Origin of the sequence: Microbacterium hibisci, from assembly GCF_015278255.1 — a bacterium.
GTDB classification, from domain to species: Bacteria; Actinomycetota; Actinomycetes; order Actinomycetales; family Microbacteriaceae; genus Microbacterium; species Microbacterium hibisci.
On the sequence record NZ_JADIJC010000005.1, the window covers coordinates 318,909 to 334,656 of the forward strand.

The 15,748-nt window shown below is 71.2% G+C and carries 15 protein-coding genes; 6 read left to right on the top strand and 9 right to left on the bottom strand.

The features are described from left to right. The first annotated feature begins 41 nt into the window (after nt 1-41). The 4 genes from IM770_RS11895 (at nt 42) to IM770_RS11905 (ending at nt 2,023) form a co-directional block, all read left to right on the top strand. Entirely contained in the window at nt 42-347 is a 306-nt protein-coding gene (locus IM770_RS11895; protein WP_203581341.1) for a hypothetical protein, read from the top strand. A gap of 59 nt (nt 348-406) precedes the next feature. Continuing rightward, complete coding sequence (locus tag IM770_RS11900) at nt 407-1,252, top strand: DNA-formamidopyrimidine glycosylase family protein (RefSeq protein ID WP_203581342.1); 846 nt, start codon at nt 407-409, stop codon at nt 1,250-1,252. Nucleotides 1,253-1,359: 107 nt separating this feature from the next. Beyond that, complete coding sequence (locus IM770_RS18065; RefSeq protein ID WP_275403154.1) at nt 1,360-1,482, top strand: hypothetical protein; 123 nt, start codon at nt 1,360-1,362, stop codon at nt 1,480-1,482. 31 nt (nt 1,483-1,513) lie between these two features. Next, entirely contained in the window at nt 1,514-2,023 is a 510-nt protein-coding gene (locus tag IM770_RS11905) for a hypothetical protein (protein ID WP_203581343.1), read from the top strand. On the opposite strand, the gene IM770_RS11910 is transcribed toward IM770_RS11905, so the two are convergent. The 3 genes from IM770_RS11910 to IM770_RS11920 form a co-directional block, all read right to left on the bottom strand. Beyond that, on the bottom strand, nt 2,010-2,609 hold the full coding sequence (locus IM770_RS11910; RefSeq protein ID WP_203581344.1) for a carboxymuconolactone decarboxylase family protein: 600 nt from the start codon (nt 2,607-2,609) through the stop codon (nt 2,010-2,012). The two genes, IM770_RS11905 and IM770_RS11910, sit on opposite strands and share 14 nt — an antisense overlap. Before the next feature lie 107 nt (nt 2,610-2,716). Then, complete coding sequence (locus IM770_RS11915) at nt 2,717-4,243, bottom strand: DHA2 family efflux MFS transporter permease subunit (protein WP_203581345.1); 1,527 nt, start codon at nt 4,241-4,243, stop codon at nt 2,717-2,719. A gap of 133 nt (nt 4,244-4,376) precedes the next feature. Beyond that, complete coding sequence (locus IM770_RS11920) at nt 4,377-4,586, bottom strand: hypothetical protein (protein ID WP_203581346.1); 210 nt, start codon at nt 4,584-4,586, stop codon at nt 4,377-4,379. A 47-nt stretch (nt 4,587-4,633) separates the two neighbouring features. Between IM770_RS11920 and IM770_RS11925 the strand changes: the two genes are divergently transcribed. Then, a complete protein-coding gene (locus tag IM770_RS11925; RefSeq protein WP_239066145.1) occupies nt 4,634-6,661 on the top strand; it encodes an ABC transporter ATP-binding protein in 2,028 nt (675 codons plus the stop codon). Between the two features lie 102 nt (nt 6,662-6,763). Here the strand turns inward: IM770_RS11925 and IM770_RS11930 are convergent, their stop codons facing one another. The 6 genes from IM770_RS11930 to IM770_RS11955 form a co-directional block, all read right to left on the bottom strand. Continuing rightward, nucleotides 6,764-7,717, bottom strand: a complete 954-nt coding sequence (locus IM770_RS11930) for a glycosyltransferase family 2 protein (RefSeq protein ID WP_203581347.1) — start codon at nt 7,715-7,717, stop codon at nt 6,764-6,766. A gap of 62 nt (nt 7,718-7,779) precedes the next feature. Then, complete coding sequence (locus IM770_RS11935) at nt 7,780-8,922, bottom strand: cysteine desulfurase family protein (RefSeq protein ID WP_203581398.1); 1,143 nt, start codon at nt 8,920-8,922, stop codon at nt 7,780-7,782. A 22-nt stretch (nt 8,923-8,944) separates the two neighbouring features. Then, a complete protein-coding gene (gene nadC / locus IM770_RS11940) occupies nt 8,945-9,802 on the bottom strand; it encodes a carboxylating nicotinate-nucleotide diphosphorylase (protein ID WP_203581348.1) in 858 nt (285 codons plus the stop codon). Then, on the bottom strand, nt 9,796-11,685 hold the full coding sequence (locus IM770_RS11945) for an L-aspartate oxidase (RefSeq protein ID WP_239066088.1): 1,890 nt from the start codon (nt 11,683-11,685) through the stop codon (nt 9,796-9,798). The genes nadC and IM770_RS11945 overlap by 7 nt, the downstream gene beginning before the upstream one ends. Beyond that, nucleotides 11,682-13,034, bottom strand: coding sequence for a quinolinate synthase NadA (gene nadA, locus IM770_RS11950; protein ID WP_203581349.1), 1,353 nt, complete (start codon nt 13,032-13,034; stop codon nt 11,682-11,684). The genes IM770_RS11945 and nadA overlap by 4 nt, the downstream gene beginning before the upstream one ends. Before the next feature lie 23 nt (nt 13,035-13,057). Then, entirely contained in the window at nt 13,058-13,813 is a 756-nt protein-coding gene (locus tag IM770_RS11955; protein ID WP_203581350.1) for an NUDIX hydrolase, read from the bottom strand. Nucleotides 13,814-14,070: 257 nt separating this feature from the next. Between IM770_RS11955 and IM770_RS11960 the strand changes: the two genes are divergently transcribed. After that, nucleotides 14,071-15,747 carry an ABC transporter substrate-binding protein gene (locus IM770_RS11960; protein WP_203581351.1) on the top strand — a complete coding sequence of 559 codons (1,677 nt, stop codon included), beginning with the start codon at nt 14,071-14,073 and terminating at the stop codon, nt 15,745-15,747. The last annotated feature ends 1 nt before the right edge of the window (nt 15,748 follow it).

Genomic DNA, 15,748 nt, shown 5'->3' on the forward strand with positions numbered 1-15,748 from the left:
GGAGGCTCTGGCCACCAGGACTCGAGGAGGAGGCGCCGACCATGACCGATACCGCGCGGCAGGCCGCTGCGATCCATCAGCTGGTCCTGACCCCCCTCTCCGACCGATCCTGGCGGCTGTGCGACCGCAACGTGGAGCGCGGCGACGCGGCACGCCTGGTGGCGTACGTCGAGCTGCTCGACACCGGCACCTACGAGGCGGTGTGGATCGCGCTGGGCCTCGGAACCGCTCACTACGATTCGCTCGAAGCGCTGTTCCACGCCGCCGTGGAGCTGCTCGACCATCCCCGCAGCATGCGCGCGTACAAGCCGGATCCGATCCCGCACCGCCCGCCCGCTCGCGGCTGACCGACCGCCGTTCGCGGCTGACCGACCGCGGTGTCGGCGGTCGGTGGCAGGATGGGGCCATGCCCGAGTCGCCGGAGGTGGAGGCCCTCGCGCGGTTCCTCGCGGCGGAGGCTTCCGGTCGAGAGATCCGCGATGTCGACGTGCTCGAGTTCCGCGCGATCAAGACGCGCAGCCGTCCGCCCGAGGGGCTGGCCGGGCGCACGATCACGGGTGCGTCGCGCCACGGCAAGCACGTGGAGCTGGCGCTCGACGACGGCAGCCTCGTCGTCTCGCTCGGCCGTCACGGATGGATGCGGTGGCTCGATCCGCAGGCAGACGCTCCCGCCGACCACACGGCCGCCCCAGACGACGCGCCGCCGGCGCTGGCGACGTTCGGTCTCTCCGGAGACCGGACGCTGGAGGTGACGGATGCCGGAGACTGGGTGTCGCTCGGCCTTCATGTGGTCGGCGACCCGGCCGAGGTGCCGGCCATCTCGAAGCTCGGCCCCGATCCCGCCGACGCCGAGTTCACGCGCGATGACTTCGCTCGCGCCCTGGGCAGACGCCGCAAGCAGGTCAAGGCGATCCTGCAGGAGCAGGAGTCTCTCGCCGGCATCGGCAACGCCTACTCCGACGAGATCCTCCACCTGGCCAAGGTGGCTCCCGTGACGCACGCGTCGGCGCTCGACGAGGCCGCCGCCGACCGGCTGTTCGACGCCACCGTCTCGACCGTCCGCGGCGCGATCGCCGCACGCGAGGGCACGCCGATCCACCTGCTGAAAGCCGAGAAGGTCGCTGCCATGCGGGTGCACGGGCGCACGGGCGACGCGTGCCCGGTCTGCGGCGACACCATCCTCGACCTCACGTTCTCGGGGGCCTCGGCGCAGTACTGCCCGACGTGTCAGAACGGCGGCAGGCCGCTGTGACGACCGAGGGGCCACTGCTGCTCTCGGCGACGGCGGGTCCGGCACCGGCGGCCCGCGACACGGGTGCCACGGCCTCGCCGGCCGGCGACCTGGGTAGCATGGACGGCATGACGACTTCGCAGCAGCCCGCCCCGGTCACCCTCGCGCCCGTTCCGGACGAGAAGAACCTCCTCACCGTGGTGGAGTCCGGCGGCTCGTGCTGCGGCGGCAGCAGCTGCAGCATCGACTGACCCCGCGCCGCACTCCCACCCCTCGCCGTCGATGACAGACGAACAGCTGCACATCACCCCGCGAGTGGGTCGCATCCTCATGTCGGAGGAGGCGATCTACGGCCTCATCCTGGTCTCGGGCATGATCGTGGTCAGCGGCTCCGCCCAAGGCACGTCGTGGGAGGCGCTCGTCACCGTCGCGGTCACCGTGATCGTCTTCTTCGCGGCACACGTCTTCGCCGGCACGCTCGGGCGTCTGGCGGCCACCGACGGGCAGGCGGGCCTGCGCGCGAGCCTCCGCGCGTCCGCTCATCAGTCCGGCGGCATGCTGCTCGCGTCAGTGCCGCCGCTGGTCATCCTTCTTCTCGGTGCCACACGCGTCGTGGACGACTCGTCCGCGCTGTGGGCGGCGCTCATCGTCAACACCCTCCTGCTGGGTGCGCTCGGCTGGATCGCCGTCGCCCGGTGGAGCACGCATTGGCTGCCTCGCATCCTGAGCGCCATCATCACCGCCGCGTTCGGCGGAGTGCTGATCCTGCTGAAGGCCGTCATCCACCACTGAGGTCGCGCGCGGCCCCACCGGATGCCCGCAAGGCCGAGGCGAGCGCCGGGCTCAGGCCGGGCACGTCGTCCACCGGCACAGCCAGAGCCTGGAGCGCCCGGCTGAAGTAGTTCCGCGCCGCCGCTGCCAGCGTGATGTCGACGATCTGACGATCGCTGAAGCCGAGGTCGCGCAGGCGCTGGGTGTCGGCATCCGTCATCGTCGCGGCGTCCGTCGACAGCTTCTCGGCGTAGGCGACCACCGCGGCGTCCGCGTCGTCGAGGCCGGCGTCGCCGTCATGTCGGGCGAGCCGGGCGAGCTGGTCCTCGTCGAACAGGCCCGCCCGCAGGCTCTTGCGCCCGTGGGCGAGCAGACAGTGCTCCGAGCCGATGGCGCGCGCCGCGCCGAGCGTCGCGAGCTCGTAGGTGCGGAGGCCGATCGAGGGCACGATCGCGTGGATCAGATCCTCGAACGCCTGGTGCGCGTCGGGGTTCACCGCCATCGCCCGCGTGTGGGCGAAGACGAAGCCGTCACCGCGCAGGTCGCCGTCGTACATCTCGCCGACGTGACCGGTCGCGCCGTCGATCTCGGGAGTGCTGACGATCATCGGGATGCCTTCCGTCGGTAGCGGGCGCAACCAGAATCGCGGATGCCCCACCCCTTGTCGAGGGGCGGGGCATCCGCGTGATACGTCGTGGCTGCTGGGGCCGCGGCTCAGTGGCCGATGGGGGCACCCATCGGCTGATCCGCCGGCTTGCGGATGAGGAAGGCACCCACCAGGAGCGGCAGCGACAGGATCGCGGCGGTCAGGAACGCGGCGTGCGTGCCGGCGGCACCCGCGGCGACCTCGCCCGCGCCCGACGCGGTCGCCGCGCTGGTCGCGGCCGCCATGACGCCGAACATGAGCGCGATGCCCGCTGCGCCGGCGACCTGCTGCACGGTGCCGACGACCGCAGATCCGTAGGAGTAGAACCGCGGTTGCAGCGAAGCGAGCGACGCCGTGAACAGCGGCGTGAACGACAGCGCGAGGCCGAGCGACAGCACGGTCTGGGCGATCGCGACGGCCCACACCGGCGTCGCCTCGGTGAAGGTCGTGTACACCCACAGCATGCCGCTCGTGATGACGGCGCCCGGCACCAGGAGCACCGTGGTACCCCAGCGGTCGTAGACCCGGCCGATGATCGGTCCGGCGAGGCCCATCGCGAGCGCGCCCGGGAGCACCACCAGTCCGGTGGTCAGCGGGTCGACGCCGAGGACGTCCTGCAGGTAGAGCGGTACGACGGTGATCGCGCCGAAGAACGCCATCGACATGATCGCCATCTGGCCGATCGACAGCGAGAAGTTGGCGCTGCGGAACACGCGCAGGTCGAGCAGCGCATCGTCCTCGCGCTGCAGCACGACCTGGCGCCACCCGAACAGACCAAGCGCGACGACGCCGACGGCGAGTGACACGACGAGCGTCGTGGTCGACGCGGCGCTCGCAGCCGCGGCATCCGCCCCACTGCCGTGGCCGCCCGCGCCCAGCTGGCTGAGCCCGAAGACCAGGCCGCCGAAGCCGAGTGCCGAGAGGATCACCGACAGCACGTCGATCGGCGCGTGCGTGGTCTCGCCGAGGTTGTGGATCCAGCGCGCGCCCACGACGAGCGCGACGATCGCGATCGGCAGGACGATCCCGAAGATCCAGCGCCACTCGAAGTTGTTGAGGATGGCCCCGGCGAGCGTCGGACCGATCGCCGGGGCGAGCGACATCACGATGCTGACGCGGCCCATCATGCGGCCGCGGATGGCGGCCGGCACCACCGTCATGAGCGTCGTCATGAGCAGCGGCATCATGATCGCGGTGCCGGACGCCTGCACGACGCGGGCCGCCAGGAGCATCGGGAAGCCCGGCGAAAGGAACGCCACGAGCGTTCCCAGGGAGAACAGCCCCATCGCGGCGACGAACATCGTGCGCGTCGTGAAGCGCCGCAGCAGGAAGCCGGTGATCGGGATGATCACGGCCATCGTCAGCATGAACGCCGTCGTGAGCCACTGCGCCGCGAGCGCGGTGATGCCGAGGTCGACGATGAGGTGGGGGATCGCCACGCCCATCGTCGTCTCGTTGAGGATCGCGACGAACGCGGCCGCGAGGAGCAGCCAGATGACCCGGCTCTCTTCGGGACTCAGCCGCGGCGCGCCGTCGGCGGTACGGGTGACGGCGGGAAGGCTGCCGGTGCCGGGGGTCGTTTCGATGGCGGCCATAGGTCGTCTCCTCGAGGCTCGGATGGGCAGCGATGAGCCACCCGAGGATGGCAAGCCCTCAGGATAACCACAGGTTCCGACATCCCATTCCCGATTCCGGGAACGGATGCCGGCGGTCAGGCGACGCTGCGCGTCAGCGGTCGGAGCGCTCGGGCTCGGGGTCGTTCCAGTCCTCGGACCCGATGGCGTCGGTGGGCTCGGCCTCCGGCTCGCGGTCCTCGAGGTTCTTCGGAAGCGGGTTGACGACCTCCTCGTGGGGGATCGCCTGGAGCTCGTCGATCTCCTTGCGCAGCTCGGCGAGGTCGCTGCCGTCGTGTTCGGGGGCGTCGGGAGTCGAGGTCATGGCACGAGCCTAGCGTCGGCGACGCTCATTAGGCTGGCGGAGTGAGCATGCGCGGCGGTGGTGGTGGCGGGGGAGGGCACCCCGGGTTCCGGCCGGTCGACACCGAGGCGCAGCGCAAGGCCAACGCCGAGGCACCCGAGATCCCGAACCTGGGCCGACGCGTGGTCGCGCTCTTCCGCCCCTACGCATGGCCGATCGTCGTCACCGGCATCCTGGTGGTGGTCGGCGCCGGCATCGCGGTGATCCCGCCGCTGCTCGTCCAGAAGGTCTTCGACGACGCGCTCTTCCCGGTCGACGGGTCCGCGCCCGACCTGACGCTGCTGTGGCAGCTGGTCGTCGCCATGATCGCGCTGTTCCTCCTCTCGGCCGCCGTCGGCGTTGTGCAGACCTGGCTCACCTCGACCGTCGGCAACCGCGTGACCGGCGACCTGCGCGTCAAGCTCTTCGACCACCTGCAGTCGATGGAGCTCGCGTTCTTCACCCGCACCAAGACGGGGGTCATCCAGTCGCGCCTGCAGAACGACGTGGGCGGCGTCTCGGGGGTGCTCACCAACACCGTCACCAGCATCCTCGGCAACACGGTCACCGTGGTCGCCTCGCTCGTCGCGATGATCCTCATCGACTGGCGCCTGACGATCATCGCGGTCATCCTCATGCCGTTCCTCATCCTCGTGCAGCGCCGCGTCGGGCAGGTGCGCGCGCGCATCGCCGGCGAGACCCAGGAGTCGCTGTCGGAGCTCACCGCCATCACGCAGGAGACCCTGAGCGTCTCGGGCATCCTGCTGTCGAAGTCGTTCAACCGGCAGCGCACCGAGTCGGCCCGGTATGCCGATGAGAACGTCAACCAGGTGCGCCTGCAGGTGCGGCGGGCCATGAGCGGCCAGGGGTTCTTCGCGGTCGTGCAGGTCATCATGGCCAGCGTCCCCGCGATCATCTATCTCGTGTCGGGCTACCTCATCGGCGGCGGCACCGACGCCATCACGGCGGGCACCATCGTCGCGTTCACGACGGTGCAGGCGCGCCTGCTGATGCCGCTCATGGGCCTCATGCGCGTCTCGCTCGACCTGCAGACGTCATCGGCGCTGTTCGCCCGCATCTTCGAGTACCTCGACCTCGTGCCCGCCATCAGCGACCCACCCGGCGCGATCGACGTCTCCGACGCACCCGGTCCGCTCGGACGCATCGAGTTCCGCGACGTGGTCTTCCGGTATCCGGATGCCGCGCCCGAGGCGCGCGCGACGCTGCAGGGAGTGTCGTTCACGGCGGAGCCCGGCCAGCATGTCGCGTTCGTCGGACCCTCCGGCGCCGGCAAGACGACCGTGCTGTACCTGACGCCGCGCCTGTACGAGGCATCCGGCGGGTCCGTCCTCTTCGCCGGTGCGGACGTGCGGCGTCTGCACCAGGAGTCGATCGTCGACCACGTCGGCATCGTGTCGCAGGAGACGTACCTCTTCCACGCCACGATCCGGGAGAACCTGAAGTACGCCAAGCCCGATGCGACGGATGCCGAGCTCGAGGCCGCGTGCCGCGCCGCGAACATCCACCACGTGATCGAGCGGTTCGAGAAGGGCTACGACACCGTCGTCGGCGAGCGCGGCTACCGGCTCTCGGGCGGCGAGAAGCAGCGGATCGCGATCGCACGCGTGCTGCTGAAGGACCCGCCCGTGCTGCTGCTCGACGAGGCGACCTCGGCTCTCGACACGGTCTCGGAGCGCGTGGTGCAGGAGGCGCTCGACGCCGCGGCGCGGGGCCGCACCACGCTGTCGATCGCGCACCGGCTGTCGACGGTGATCGCCGCCGACGTGATCCACGTCGTGGAGGCCGGCCGCATCGTGGAGTCGGGCACGCACACTTCGCTGCTCGCGGCAGGCGGCCTGTACGCCGAGCTGGCGGCGCAGCAGCTCGCCACCACGAGGATCCTCGAGGCCGAAGCCGAGGCGGAGGATGCCGAGCCGCCCGTCGACCACCCCGGCCGTCGCGCCGACACCGCACCGGATGCACCCGTCGTCGCGCCGAACGAGGTGCTCGCCGCGGGGCGCGGCAGCGTCGGCGACCCCGAGTTCGATCAGCGCTGACCTCGCAGTCGCAGATCCCGCATCCGTCCCGGGGATTGCGGTGAGGTGGGCTGAGCTCGTCGGGGCCGCGCGGCCGAGGTCATCCAGCCCGGGTGGCGGCCCTCACCAGAGCAGTGCGGCCGACAGCGCGGTCGCGGCGGAGTCCGGCAGCGCCACGCCGTCGACGCGCGACCGCAGCGTGCGGGCGAACGCGCCCAGCTCCCGTCGATAGGCGTCGTCGGCGTGATCGCGCGCGAGGTCGATGAGGGGCGGCAGGTCCATCGCCAGGATGAGGCGGACGCGGGATGCCGCGGCGCGAGCGTGCCCCGCGGCATCCAGCACGTCGATCCCACCGCCCAGGGCCTCGAGGTAGTCGCGCAGCACGCGCAGCTCGCCCTTGTGCTGCGTGATCGACGAGCCGTCGGCGCGTTCGCGCCACTCCACCACGACGTCGGGGATGACGTCGAACGCGCGGGCGCGCGTGTACATCTGCTGGGCGACGATCTGGTCCTCATAGGCCTTGCCGACGGGGAAGCGGAGGCCGGTGCGGTGCCAGAGATCGGTGCGACTGACCTTCGACCACGCGACGATGTTGCCGGACGCCTCGGGGTGGTCCTCGAGCGTCGTGCCGACGCGGGCGGGATCGGTGGCGGCGGCGACCCACGGCTGCACGCCGCCCGCCTCGTAGCCGCCGGCGGAGTCGGGACGCAGCCGCACATAGGCCCCGAGGGCGAAGTCGCTGCCGCTGGCGCTCACCGTGCCGACCAGGCGCTCGAGCGCGCGCGGCGTCAGCCGGTCGTCGGCGTCGAGGAATCCCACGAAGGGTGTGCGCACGAGGTCGAGCGCGGTGTTCCGCGCAGCGCCGAGCCCTCGCTGCTCGCTGTGGTGCACGACCTGGAACCGGTCGTCGGCGGCCGCAGCAGCCTCGAACAGCGCGCCGGTCTCGTCGCGCGAGGCGTCGTCGACCAGGATCGCCGTCCAGTCGGGCCGCGTCTGCGCGCGGAGCGAGTCGAGCGCCTCGGCGGCGTAGAGGGCCACGTCGTAGCCCGGGACGATGACGGTCACGGCGGAGGACACCGTCCGATCCTATGGGCGCTTCTCGGCCTCCGGCTCCGACAGGTTCGTGCGTGGTGCGCCGTTCAGCGGACGGCGGTGACGGATGCCTCGACCGCGTCGGCGACCGCATCCAGCGGTGCGTTCAGCCACCGCGGGAAGGTGAATCGCACCGCGGTCTGCGCGACCGCGGGCGCGATGCCCATGGCCACCAGAACGTGGGAGGGCTCGTCGCTGCCCGCGGCGCACGCGGAGCCGCTCGACGACACCACGCCGCGGCGCTCGAGCTCGAGGAGGACGGCTTCGCCGCTCGTGCCCTCGAATGTGAAGCTGGCTGTCCCGGCGAGCCGGTGCTCCGGATCGCCGGTGAGGCGCGCCCACGGCACCCGCTCGCAGACCTGGGCGATGAAGCGGTCGCGGATCGCCGAGACGCGAGCGGATGCCTCGACCCGCTCGGCTTCCGCCAGCTCGAGGGCGGTCGCGAATCCCACCGCTCCCGCCACGTCTTCGGTGCCGCTGCGTCGGCCGCGCTCCTGGCCGCCGCCGTGCAGCAGCGGCTCGAGCGGGATCCGGCTCCGCACGCCGAGCACCCCGGTGCCCTTCGGGGCGCCCAGCTTGTGACCGGCCAGCGAGATCGCGTCGTAGCCGAGCTCGTCGGCTGACAGCGGGAGCCATCCAGCGGCCTGCACGGCGTCCAAGTGCAGAGGGACGCGCGCCTCACGGGCGACGGCGGCCAGGGCCGCGGCATCCTGCACCGTGCCCACCTCGTTGTTCGCGTACCCGATGCTGACGAGCGCCGTGTCGTCGCGCAGGGCGGCGGCGACGGCATCCGTCGACACCCGCGCGTGCTCGTCGACGGGCACGCGCGTCGCGGCGTACCCGTGCACGCGCTCGAGGTAGTCGACCGACTCGAGCACCGACTCGTGCTCGATGGGCGTGGTGACGACGTGGACGTGCCGGTCGGAGCGCCGCTGTGCGGCCGCGAGGGCGATGCCCTTGACGGCGAGGTTGTTCGCCTCGGTCCCGCCTGAGGTGAACACGACGTCGCCGTTGCGCAGTCCGAGCACCCGGGCCACCCGAGCCCGGGCGTCGGCGAGGGCATCGGCGGCCGCTTCGCCCACGGTGTGGTGGCTCGAAGGATTCCCGTACCAGCGGGTGAGGTACGGCATCATCGCCTCGAGCACCTCCGGGCGCGCGGGCGTCGTCGCGGCGTTGTCGAGGTAGAGCATGCTCATCACGGTGTCCCGTCGCTCAGGGGGCGTCGATCCGCACGTCGAGGCCCAGATCGAGGGCGCGCGCCGAATGCGTCAGCGCGCCGACGGAGATGACGTCGACGCCCGTCTCGGCGATCGCTCGCACGGTCTCGAGCGAGACGCCCCCGGAAGCCTCGACGGTGGCGCGCCCGGCGACCTGCGCGACGCCGATGCGCAGGTCGTCGAGCGAGAAGTTGTCGAGCATGATCGTGCCGATGCCGGCGGCCAGCACGGACTCGATCTGCTCCAGCCGGTCCACCTCCACCTCGATGTGCGTCGTGTGCGGGAGGAGGTCCCTCGCCGCGACGAGAGCAGCGGTGGTCGAGACGCCCTTCTGCGCCAGTACGGCGAGATGGTTGTCCTTGGCCATGACGGCGTCCGACAGCGAATGGCGGTGATTGCGTCCGCCGCCGTCGCGCACGGCCTTGCGTTCGAACGCCCGGAGTCCGGGCGTGGTCTTCCGCGTGTCGGCGATGCGGGCGCCGGTGTGAGCGACCTCGGCGACGTACGCGCCGGTCAGCGTCGCGATGCCCGACATCCGCTGCACGAAGTTCAGGCCGATGCGCTCGGCCGTGAGCACGCCGCGCGCGGGGCCGGTCACCACCGCGAGCACGGCGCCGGGTTCGAACCACTCGCCGTCCTCGACGACGAGCTGGACGTCGATCGCGGGGTCCGTGAGCCGGAACGCCGCCTCGAACACCTCGCCGCCCGAGAACACGCCGCGTTCGCGGGCGACGAGGTCGGCACGCGCGACCGCGTTCTCGGGGATCAGCGCCTCGCTCGTGAGGTCGCCCCACGGGGCGTCCTCTTCGAGGGCGGCCGACACGGCGCGGTCGATCACGGCACGGGTCAGCATGCGACGGCCTCCTTCGGGCGGTCGGCGGTCCTCCACGGATCCGCCGACGTCGCCCCGCCGCGCGCGGCGGGAACGGCGATCGGCTCGCGACCCAGTGGAGTTCCGCCGGTCGCGGCGTCGTCGGAGCGGAAGTGCGCGCCGACCGACTCGCGGCGGGCGAGGGCGGCGGCGACGAGGTGCTCGGCGACGAGCCGCAGGTTCTCGTCTTCGAAGTCGTGCTCCGAGGCGGGGCTGCGATGCGCGTCACGCCACCTCGCGATGACGGATGCCGCGTGCGCAAGGCCCGCCTCGTCCCGCACGAGTCCGGCGTGCTCCCAGAGCAGTTGCTGCAGCGCGCCGCGCGTGAACGCCGGCGCGTCGCCGGGTGCCCCTGCCGCCGGCATCCCCGCATCCCTCTGCTCGCCTGTCACGATCTGCCGGGCGGACCCGCGCTTCGTGACCGGTGAGTCGTGGTCCCGGGTGACGGCGGCGGACGCTGGGGAAGCGGGCCAGGACCCGGATGCCGCGTCCGTGGCGATCACGTCGCCCGCGCGGGCCCCGAACACGGCGCCCTCGAGGAGCGAGTTCGACGCGAGGCGGTTGGCGCCGTGCACACCGGTGCGGGCCACCTCGCCGACGGCGTACACGCCCGCGAGAGTGGTGCGGCCGAACAGGTCGGTCACGACCCCGCCCATCAGGTAGTGCGCGGCGGGCGTCACCGGGATCGGCTCGCGAGCCCAGTCGAGGCCGCGGTCGCGCACCGCGCGGTCGATCGTCGGGAAGCGGCGCGCCAGGAACGCGGCGCGCTCCTCGACGTCGGCGGAGTGGATGCCGGTGGCGTCGAGGTGCACCGGGCGCCCCCGCTGCGCGTCCATCTGCCGTGCGATCGCACGGGCGACCACGTCGCGCGGCGCGAGCTCGCCGTCGGGGTGGGCGTCGAAGGCGAACCGTCGGCCGTGCTCGTCCACGAGGGTCGCGCCCTCGCCGCGCACGGCCTCCGACACCAGGAATGCATCGCGCTCGCCGCCGGCGTCCGTGGTGGCGGCAGGCGTGCCTTCCAACACTGTCGGGTGGAACTGGAAGAACTCGAGGTCGGCGACCGCGGCCCCGGCGCGGAGCGCGGCGGCGATGCCGTCGCCGGTCGCGACCGCGGGATTGGTGGAGTGCGCGTACAGCTCGCCCGCGCCGCCGGTCGCAAGCACGACCGCGTCGGCCGCGAGGGTCACGCGGCGGCCGGGTGCGGCATCCGTCTCGTCGATCAGCAGGTCGACGCCCGTGACCCGGCACCCGCCGCGCGTTCCCCGGCGAGACAGGGCATCCGCGCCGAGGCCGACGACGTCGCCCTGGGTCTCGGCGGGAGCGCCTCGGCTCGCCGTCTCGGTCGAGGGATTCACGACCAGGTCCACGAGGAACGCGTGCTCGATTACGTCGACGTCGCTCGCGCGCAGCCGCGCGACGAGTGCCCTCTCGATCGCGGTGCCGGTGGCGTCGCCGCCCGCGTGGAGGATGCGCGGGTACGAGTGCGCGGCCTCGAGGCCCTTGACGAAGCCGCCGCCCGCGTCGCGGTCGAACGCGACGCCGAGCGCGATGAGCTCGCGGATGCGGGCCGGACCCTCGTCGACCAGCACGCGCACGGCGGCGGGATCGCTCAGTCCGGCGCCGGCGACGAGGGTGTCGCGCACGTGGTCGTCGGCGCGGTCGTCGGGGAACATGACCCCGGCGATGCCGCCCTGGGCGTAGCGGGTGTTGGCGTGCTCCAGCACGTCCTTGGTGACGAGCGTGACGCGGCAGCCGTGCTCCACGGCGTGCAGGGCCGTCGTCAGCCCGGCGATGCCGGAGCCGACGACGACGACGCGCGTCCGCATGTCGTCTCGCTGCGCCGTCGCGACGGCCGGGCTCGTCATGACGCGTTCTCCCACGCCGCCGCGGGCGCGGCCGGAGGCTTGGCCGCCAGCATCCGCTCCAGCGCAACGCGCGCCGGATCGGCCACGTCCTGCGGCACCGTGATGCGGTTGCGCACCTCGCCCTCCACCAAGCCCTCGAGCACCCATGCCAGGTAGCCGGGGTGGATGCGGTACATCGTCGAGCACGGGCAGACCACGGGGTCGAGGCAGAAGATCGTGTGCTGCGGGTGCTCCGCCGCGAGCCGCTGCACCAGGTTCACCTCGGTGCCGATCGCGAACGTCGTGGGTTCGGTCGCTGCCTCGATCGCCTTGCGGATGTAGTCGGTCGACCCGGCCTCGTCCGCGGCATCCACCACCTCCATCGGGCATTCCGGGTGCACGATGACGCGCACTCCCGGGTGCTCGATCCGCGCCTTCTCGATCTGGTCGACCGAGAAGCGCCGGTGCACCGAGCAGAAGCCATGCCACAGGATGACGCGGGCCTCCGCGAGATCGTCGGCGGATGCCCCGCCCAGCGGCTTGCGTGGGTTCCACATCGGCATCTGCTCGAGGGGCACGCCCATCGCCTTCGCGGTGTTGCGGCCGAGGTGCTGGTCGGGAAAGAAGAGGACGCGGCGCCCCCGCTGGAAGGCCCACTCGAGCACCGTCCGCGCGTTGGACGAGGTGCACACGATGCCGCCGTGGCGCCCGACGAAGCCCTTGATCGCGGCCGAAGAATTCATGTACGTCACCGGGACGACGGGCACGCGGCCATCGGCATCCACCGCGTCCATGTCGCCGTAGATCTCGGCGAGCTGCTCCCAGCAGTCCTCGACCTGGTCGATGTCGGCCATGTCGGCCATCGAGCAGCCGGCGGCGAGGTTCGGGAGGATGACCGCCTGCTCGGGGCGCGACAGAAGGTCGGCGGTCTCGGCCATGAAGTGCACGCCGCAGAACACGATCGCCTCGGCGTCGGGGTGCTCGAGCGCGGCGTTTGCGAGCTGGAACGAGTCGCCGACGTAGTCCGCGTGCACCACGACCTCCTCGCGCTGGTAGAAGTGGCCGAGCACCACGACGCGGTCTCCGAGGGTCGCCTTGGCGGCGCGGACGCGCTCGGCGAGCTCGGCCTCGGACGCCTCGCGGTACTCGCGCGGCAGCTCGCCCTGGCGGGGCGATCCGGTGGGGATGACGTCGCCCATGGACGAGCCGGGGCCGTACCCGGGGCGCGCGTCGAAGTCCCAGGGGCCCGCGGCGAGGTCGGTGTTGCACGTCTCGCCGACGGTCGCACCGGCGATGATCGCCTGGATCGCGTGGTCCACCGACGGGTCGGTGTCGGGTCGGGTCTGGAGGGTGAGGTTGACGGCAGGCATGTCGACGCTCCGTTCGGGTGGGGTCAGTCGCGGCTGTCGAGCGGGCCGCGGTCGGCGAGCTCGACGTCCTGGTTGTAGCGGTAGAGGCGGGCGGGGCGGTGGCTGCCCGTGCGGAAGCGATCGGTCGGGATGAGGGTCCCGGAGTTCTCCACCTGGCGGCGGAAGTTCGCCGGGTCGAGCTGACGGCCGAGGATCGCCTCGTACACCTCGCGGAGATCGGCGAGGGTGAACTCCTCGGCGAGCAGGCCGTGCGCGATGCGGCTGTAGCCGACCTTGTTGCGCAGGCGCCACAGCGCGTAGCCGACGATCTCGTTGTGGTCGAACGCGAGCTCGGGAAGCGCCGCGGCATCGAACCACTGCACGTTCTCGATCGCCGGTGCCGGCTCGATGGCGGGTCCGGGCGCGTTCGCGTCCTCCGACGCCGCGTCGCCGGTGATCTCGTCGGCGCGCAGCAGCGCCCAGTAGACGATCGAGACGACGCGGGTGGGGGAGCGGTCGACCGCACCGAACGCGTACAGCTGCTCGAGATAGCTCGGTGCCAGCCCGGTCGTCTCAGCGAGAGTGCGGGATGCCGCGGCATCCAGGCTCTCCGCGATGTCGAGCCATCCGCCGGGGAGTGCCCACTGTCCCTCGTGGGGATCGCGGGTGCGGCGCACCAGCGGCAGGACCACCTGGAGGGAATCGCTGCCCGGAAGGCGGCGCAGCGTGAAGATCACGGTCGACACCGCCACGCGGGTCGCGTCGGCGGGGGAGTGGGGCTGGGTGCTTGTTCTGGTCATAGTGACTCTAACTCTGGGATTCGATCATAGTGTCATGATGACCAGAAGCCAAACGCGAGGCGTAACAGGTCCCATCGCGGACGGTGGTTCGCGAACCGTTGCCAAGACGTGACGTACGCGCCGCGATCAGGAGATGCGAAGCGCGAGGAATGTTTGTTAGGTTTACTAACACTCATTTGTTAGGACTCAGTACTAATGAATGCGCGGGTGCCCCTCGCACTCCTCCCTGCAATGCCGCACGAGAGAAAGAATTGACGATGATTCGAAACGCGAAGCGCCGAGCGGCGCTCATCGCCGTGTCGGGGGCTGCGGTCCTCGGCATCGGCCTGTCGGGCTGCGCCGGTGGCGGCGGCAACGACAGCGGCGACTCCGAAGGACGCACGCTGCGGGTCTGGGCCGGCAGCCAGACTCCGATCGAGGCCAACTTCAACCCGTTCGCGCCGACCGTGCTGCACGCGGCACTCGGCCCGATCTACGAGCCGCTGTTCTTCTACAACAAGACGTCCGACGCGGCTCCCGAGCCGATGCTCGGCGAGAGCTTCGAGTACAACGAGGACGGCACGGTCATCACCGTGAAGCTCAAGGACGGCGTGAAGTGGAACGACGGCGAGGACTTCACCGCCGACGACGCCGCGTTCACCTTCAACTACGAGCCCAACCACCGTGACGGCCTGATCTCGGCCGAGGCCCCCGACGAGAGCACGCTCGTGCTCACGTACGAGACGCCGCAGTTCACGAACGAGTTCCAGATCCTCGGCACCACGTGGATGCTGCCCGAGCACGTCTGGACCGAGGTCGACGACTACACCACGTTCACCGACGAGGAGCCGGTCGGCACCGGCCCGTACGTGGTCGACAAGGTGACGGATGCCTCGTACACGGTCGTGGCGAACGAGAACTTCCGCGACGAGGGCGTCCCCGCCATCAAGAAGGTGCAGTACATCGGCCTCGACGCGAACCAGTCCGCTCAGGACCTGCTGACCGCCGGCGAGCTCGACTGGACCGGCATGTTCGTGCCGAACCCGGACTCGGTGACCTCCAACGGCATCATCAGCATGCTCAACACCCCGCAGGACCCGACGGTGCTGTACACCTGCTCCAACGCCGAACTCGGCTGCACCGGTCCCCAGACCGATGTCGCCGTCCGCCAGGCCCTCAACGTCGCGATCGACCGCGGCACGATCAAGGAGAAGGCGTTCGTCGGGCTCACCGGCGACATCTCGCCGACCTTCGCCCTGCTGCCCCGTGACCAGAAGTGGGTCGCCGACCCCGCCAACGAGCTCAGCCCGCAGTCGCCCGACGCCGCGGCCGCCGGTGAGATCCTCGAGGCTGCCGGCTACACCAAGGGCGGCGACGGCTTCTACGGCAAGGACGGCGCGCCGATCGAGCTGAGCCTCATCTCGGTCGACGGCTGGACCGACTACAACGACGCCGCGAAGCTCATCAGCGAGCAGGCGGCCGAGGCCGGCATCAAGGTGAACGCCTCGACGGTGCAGTGGCAGGAGTTCTCGGACGCGCGCCAGACCGGCCAGTACCAGCTCATCATGGGCGGCGTCATCGGCACCTCGGTGGCCGACCCGTTCCAGATCTACAAGGACTGGTTCGCCGGTGAGTCGACCTCGCAGGTCGGCGAAGAGGTTCCGACCGGCCGCTGGAACTTCAGCCGCTACGACAACGCGATCGTGAACGAGGCCGTCGCCGCGGCCGCCGCCACGAACGACGAAGCGGTCAAGCAGGAGGCGTACGCCGTGCTCCAGACCGAGATCGTCCGCGACCTGCCGTACATCCCGCTGGTCATCAACGCCACCCAGACCTTCTTCAACACGAAGGACTTCACGGGCTGGCCGACCGAGGACGACCTGTACGCCTTCCCGCCCGCGTGGGGCTCGGTGGCCGCCGGCTACGTCCTCCAGCACCTGGAGCCGGTGAAGTAAT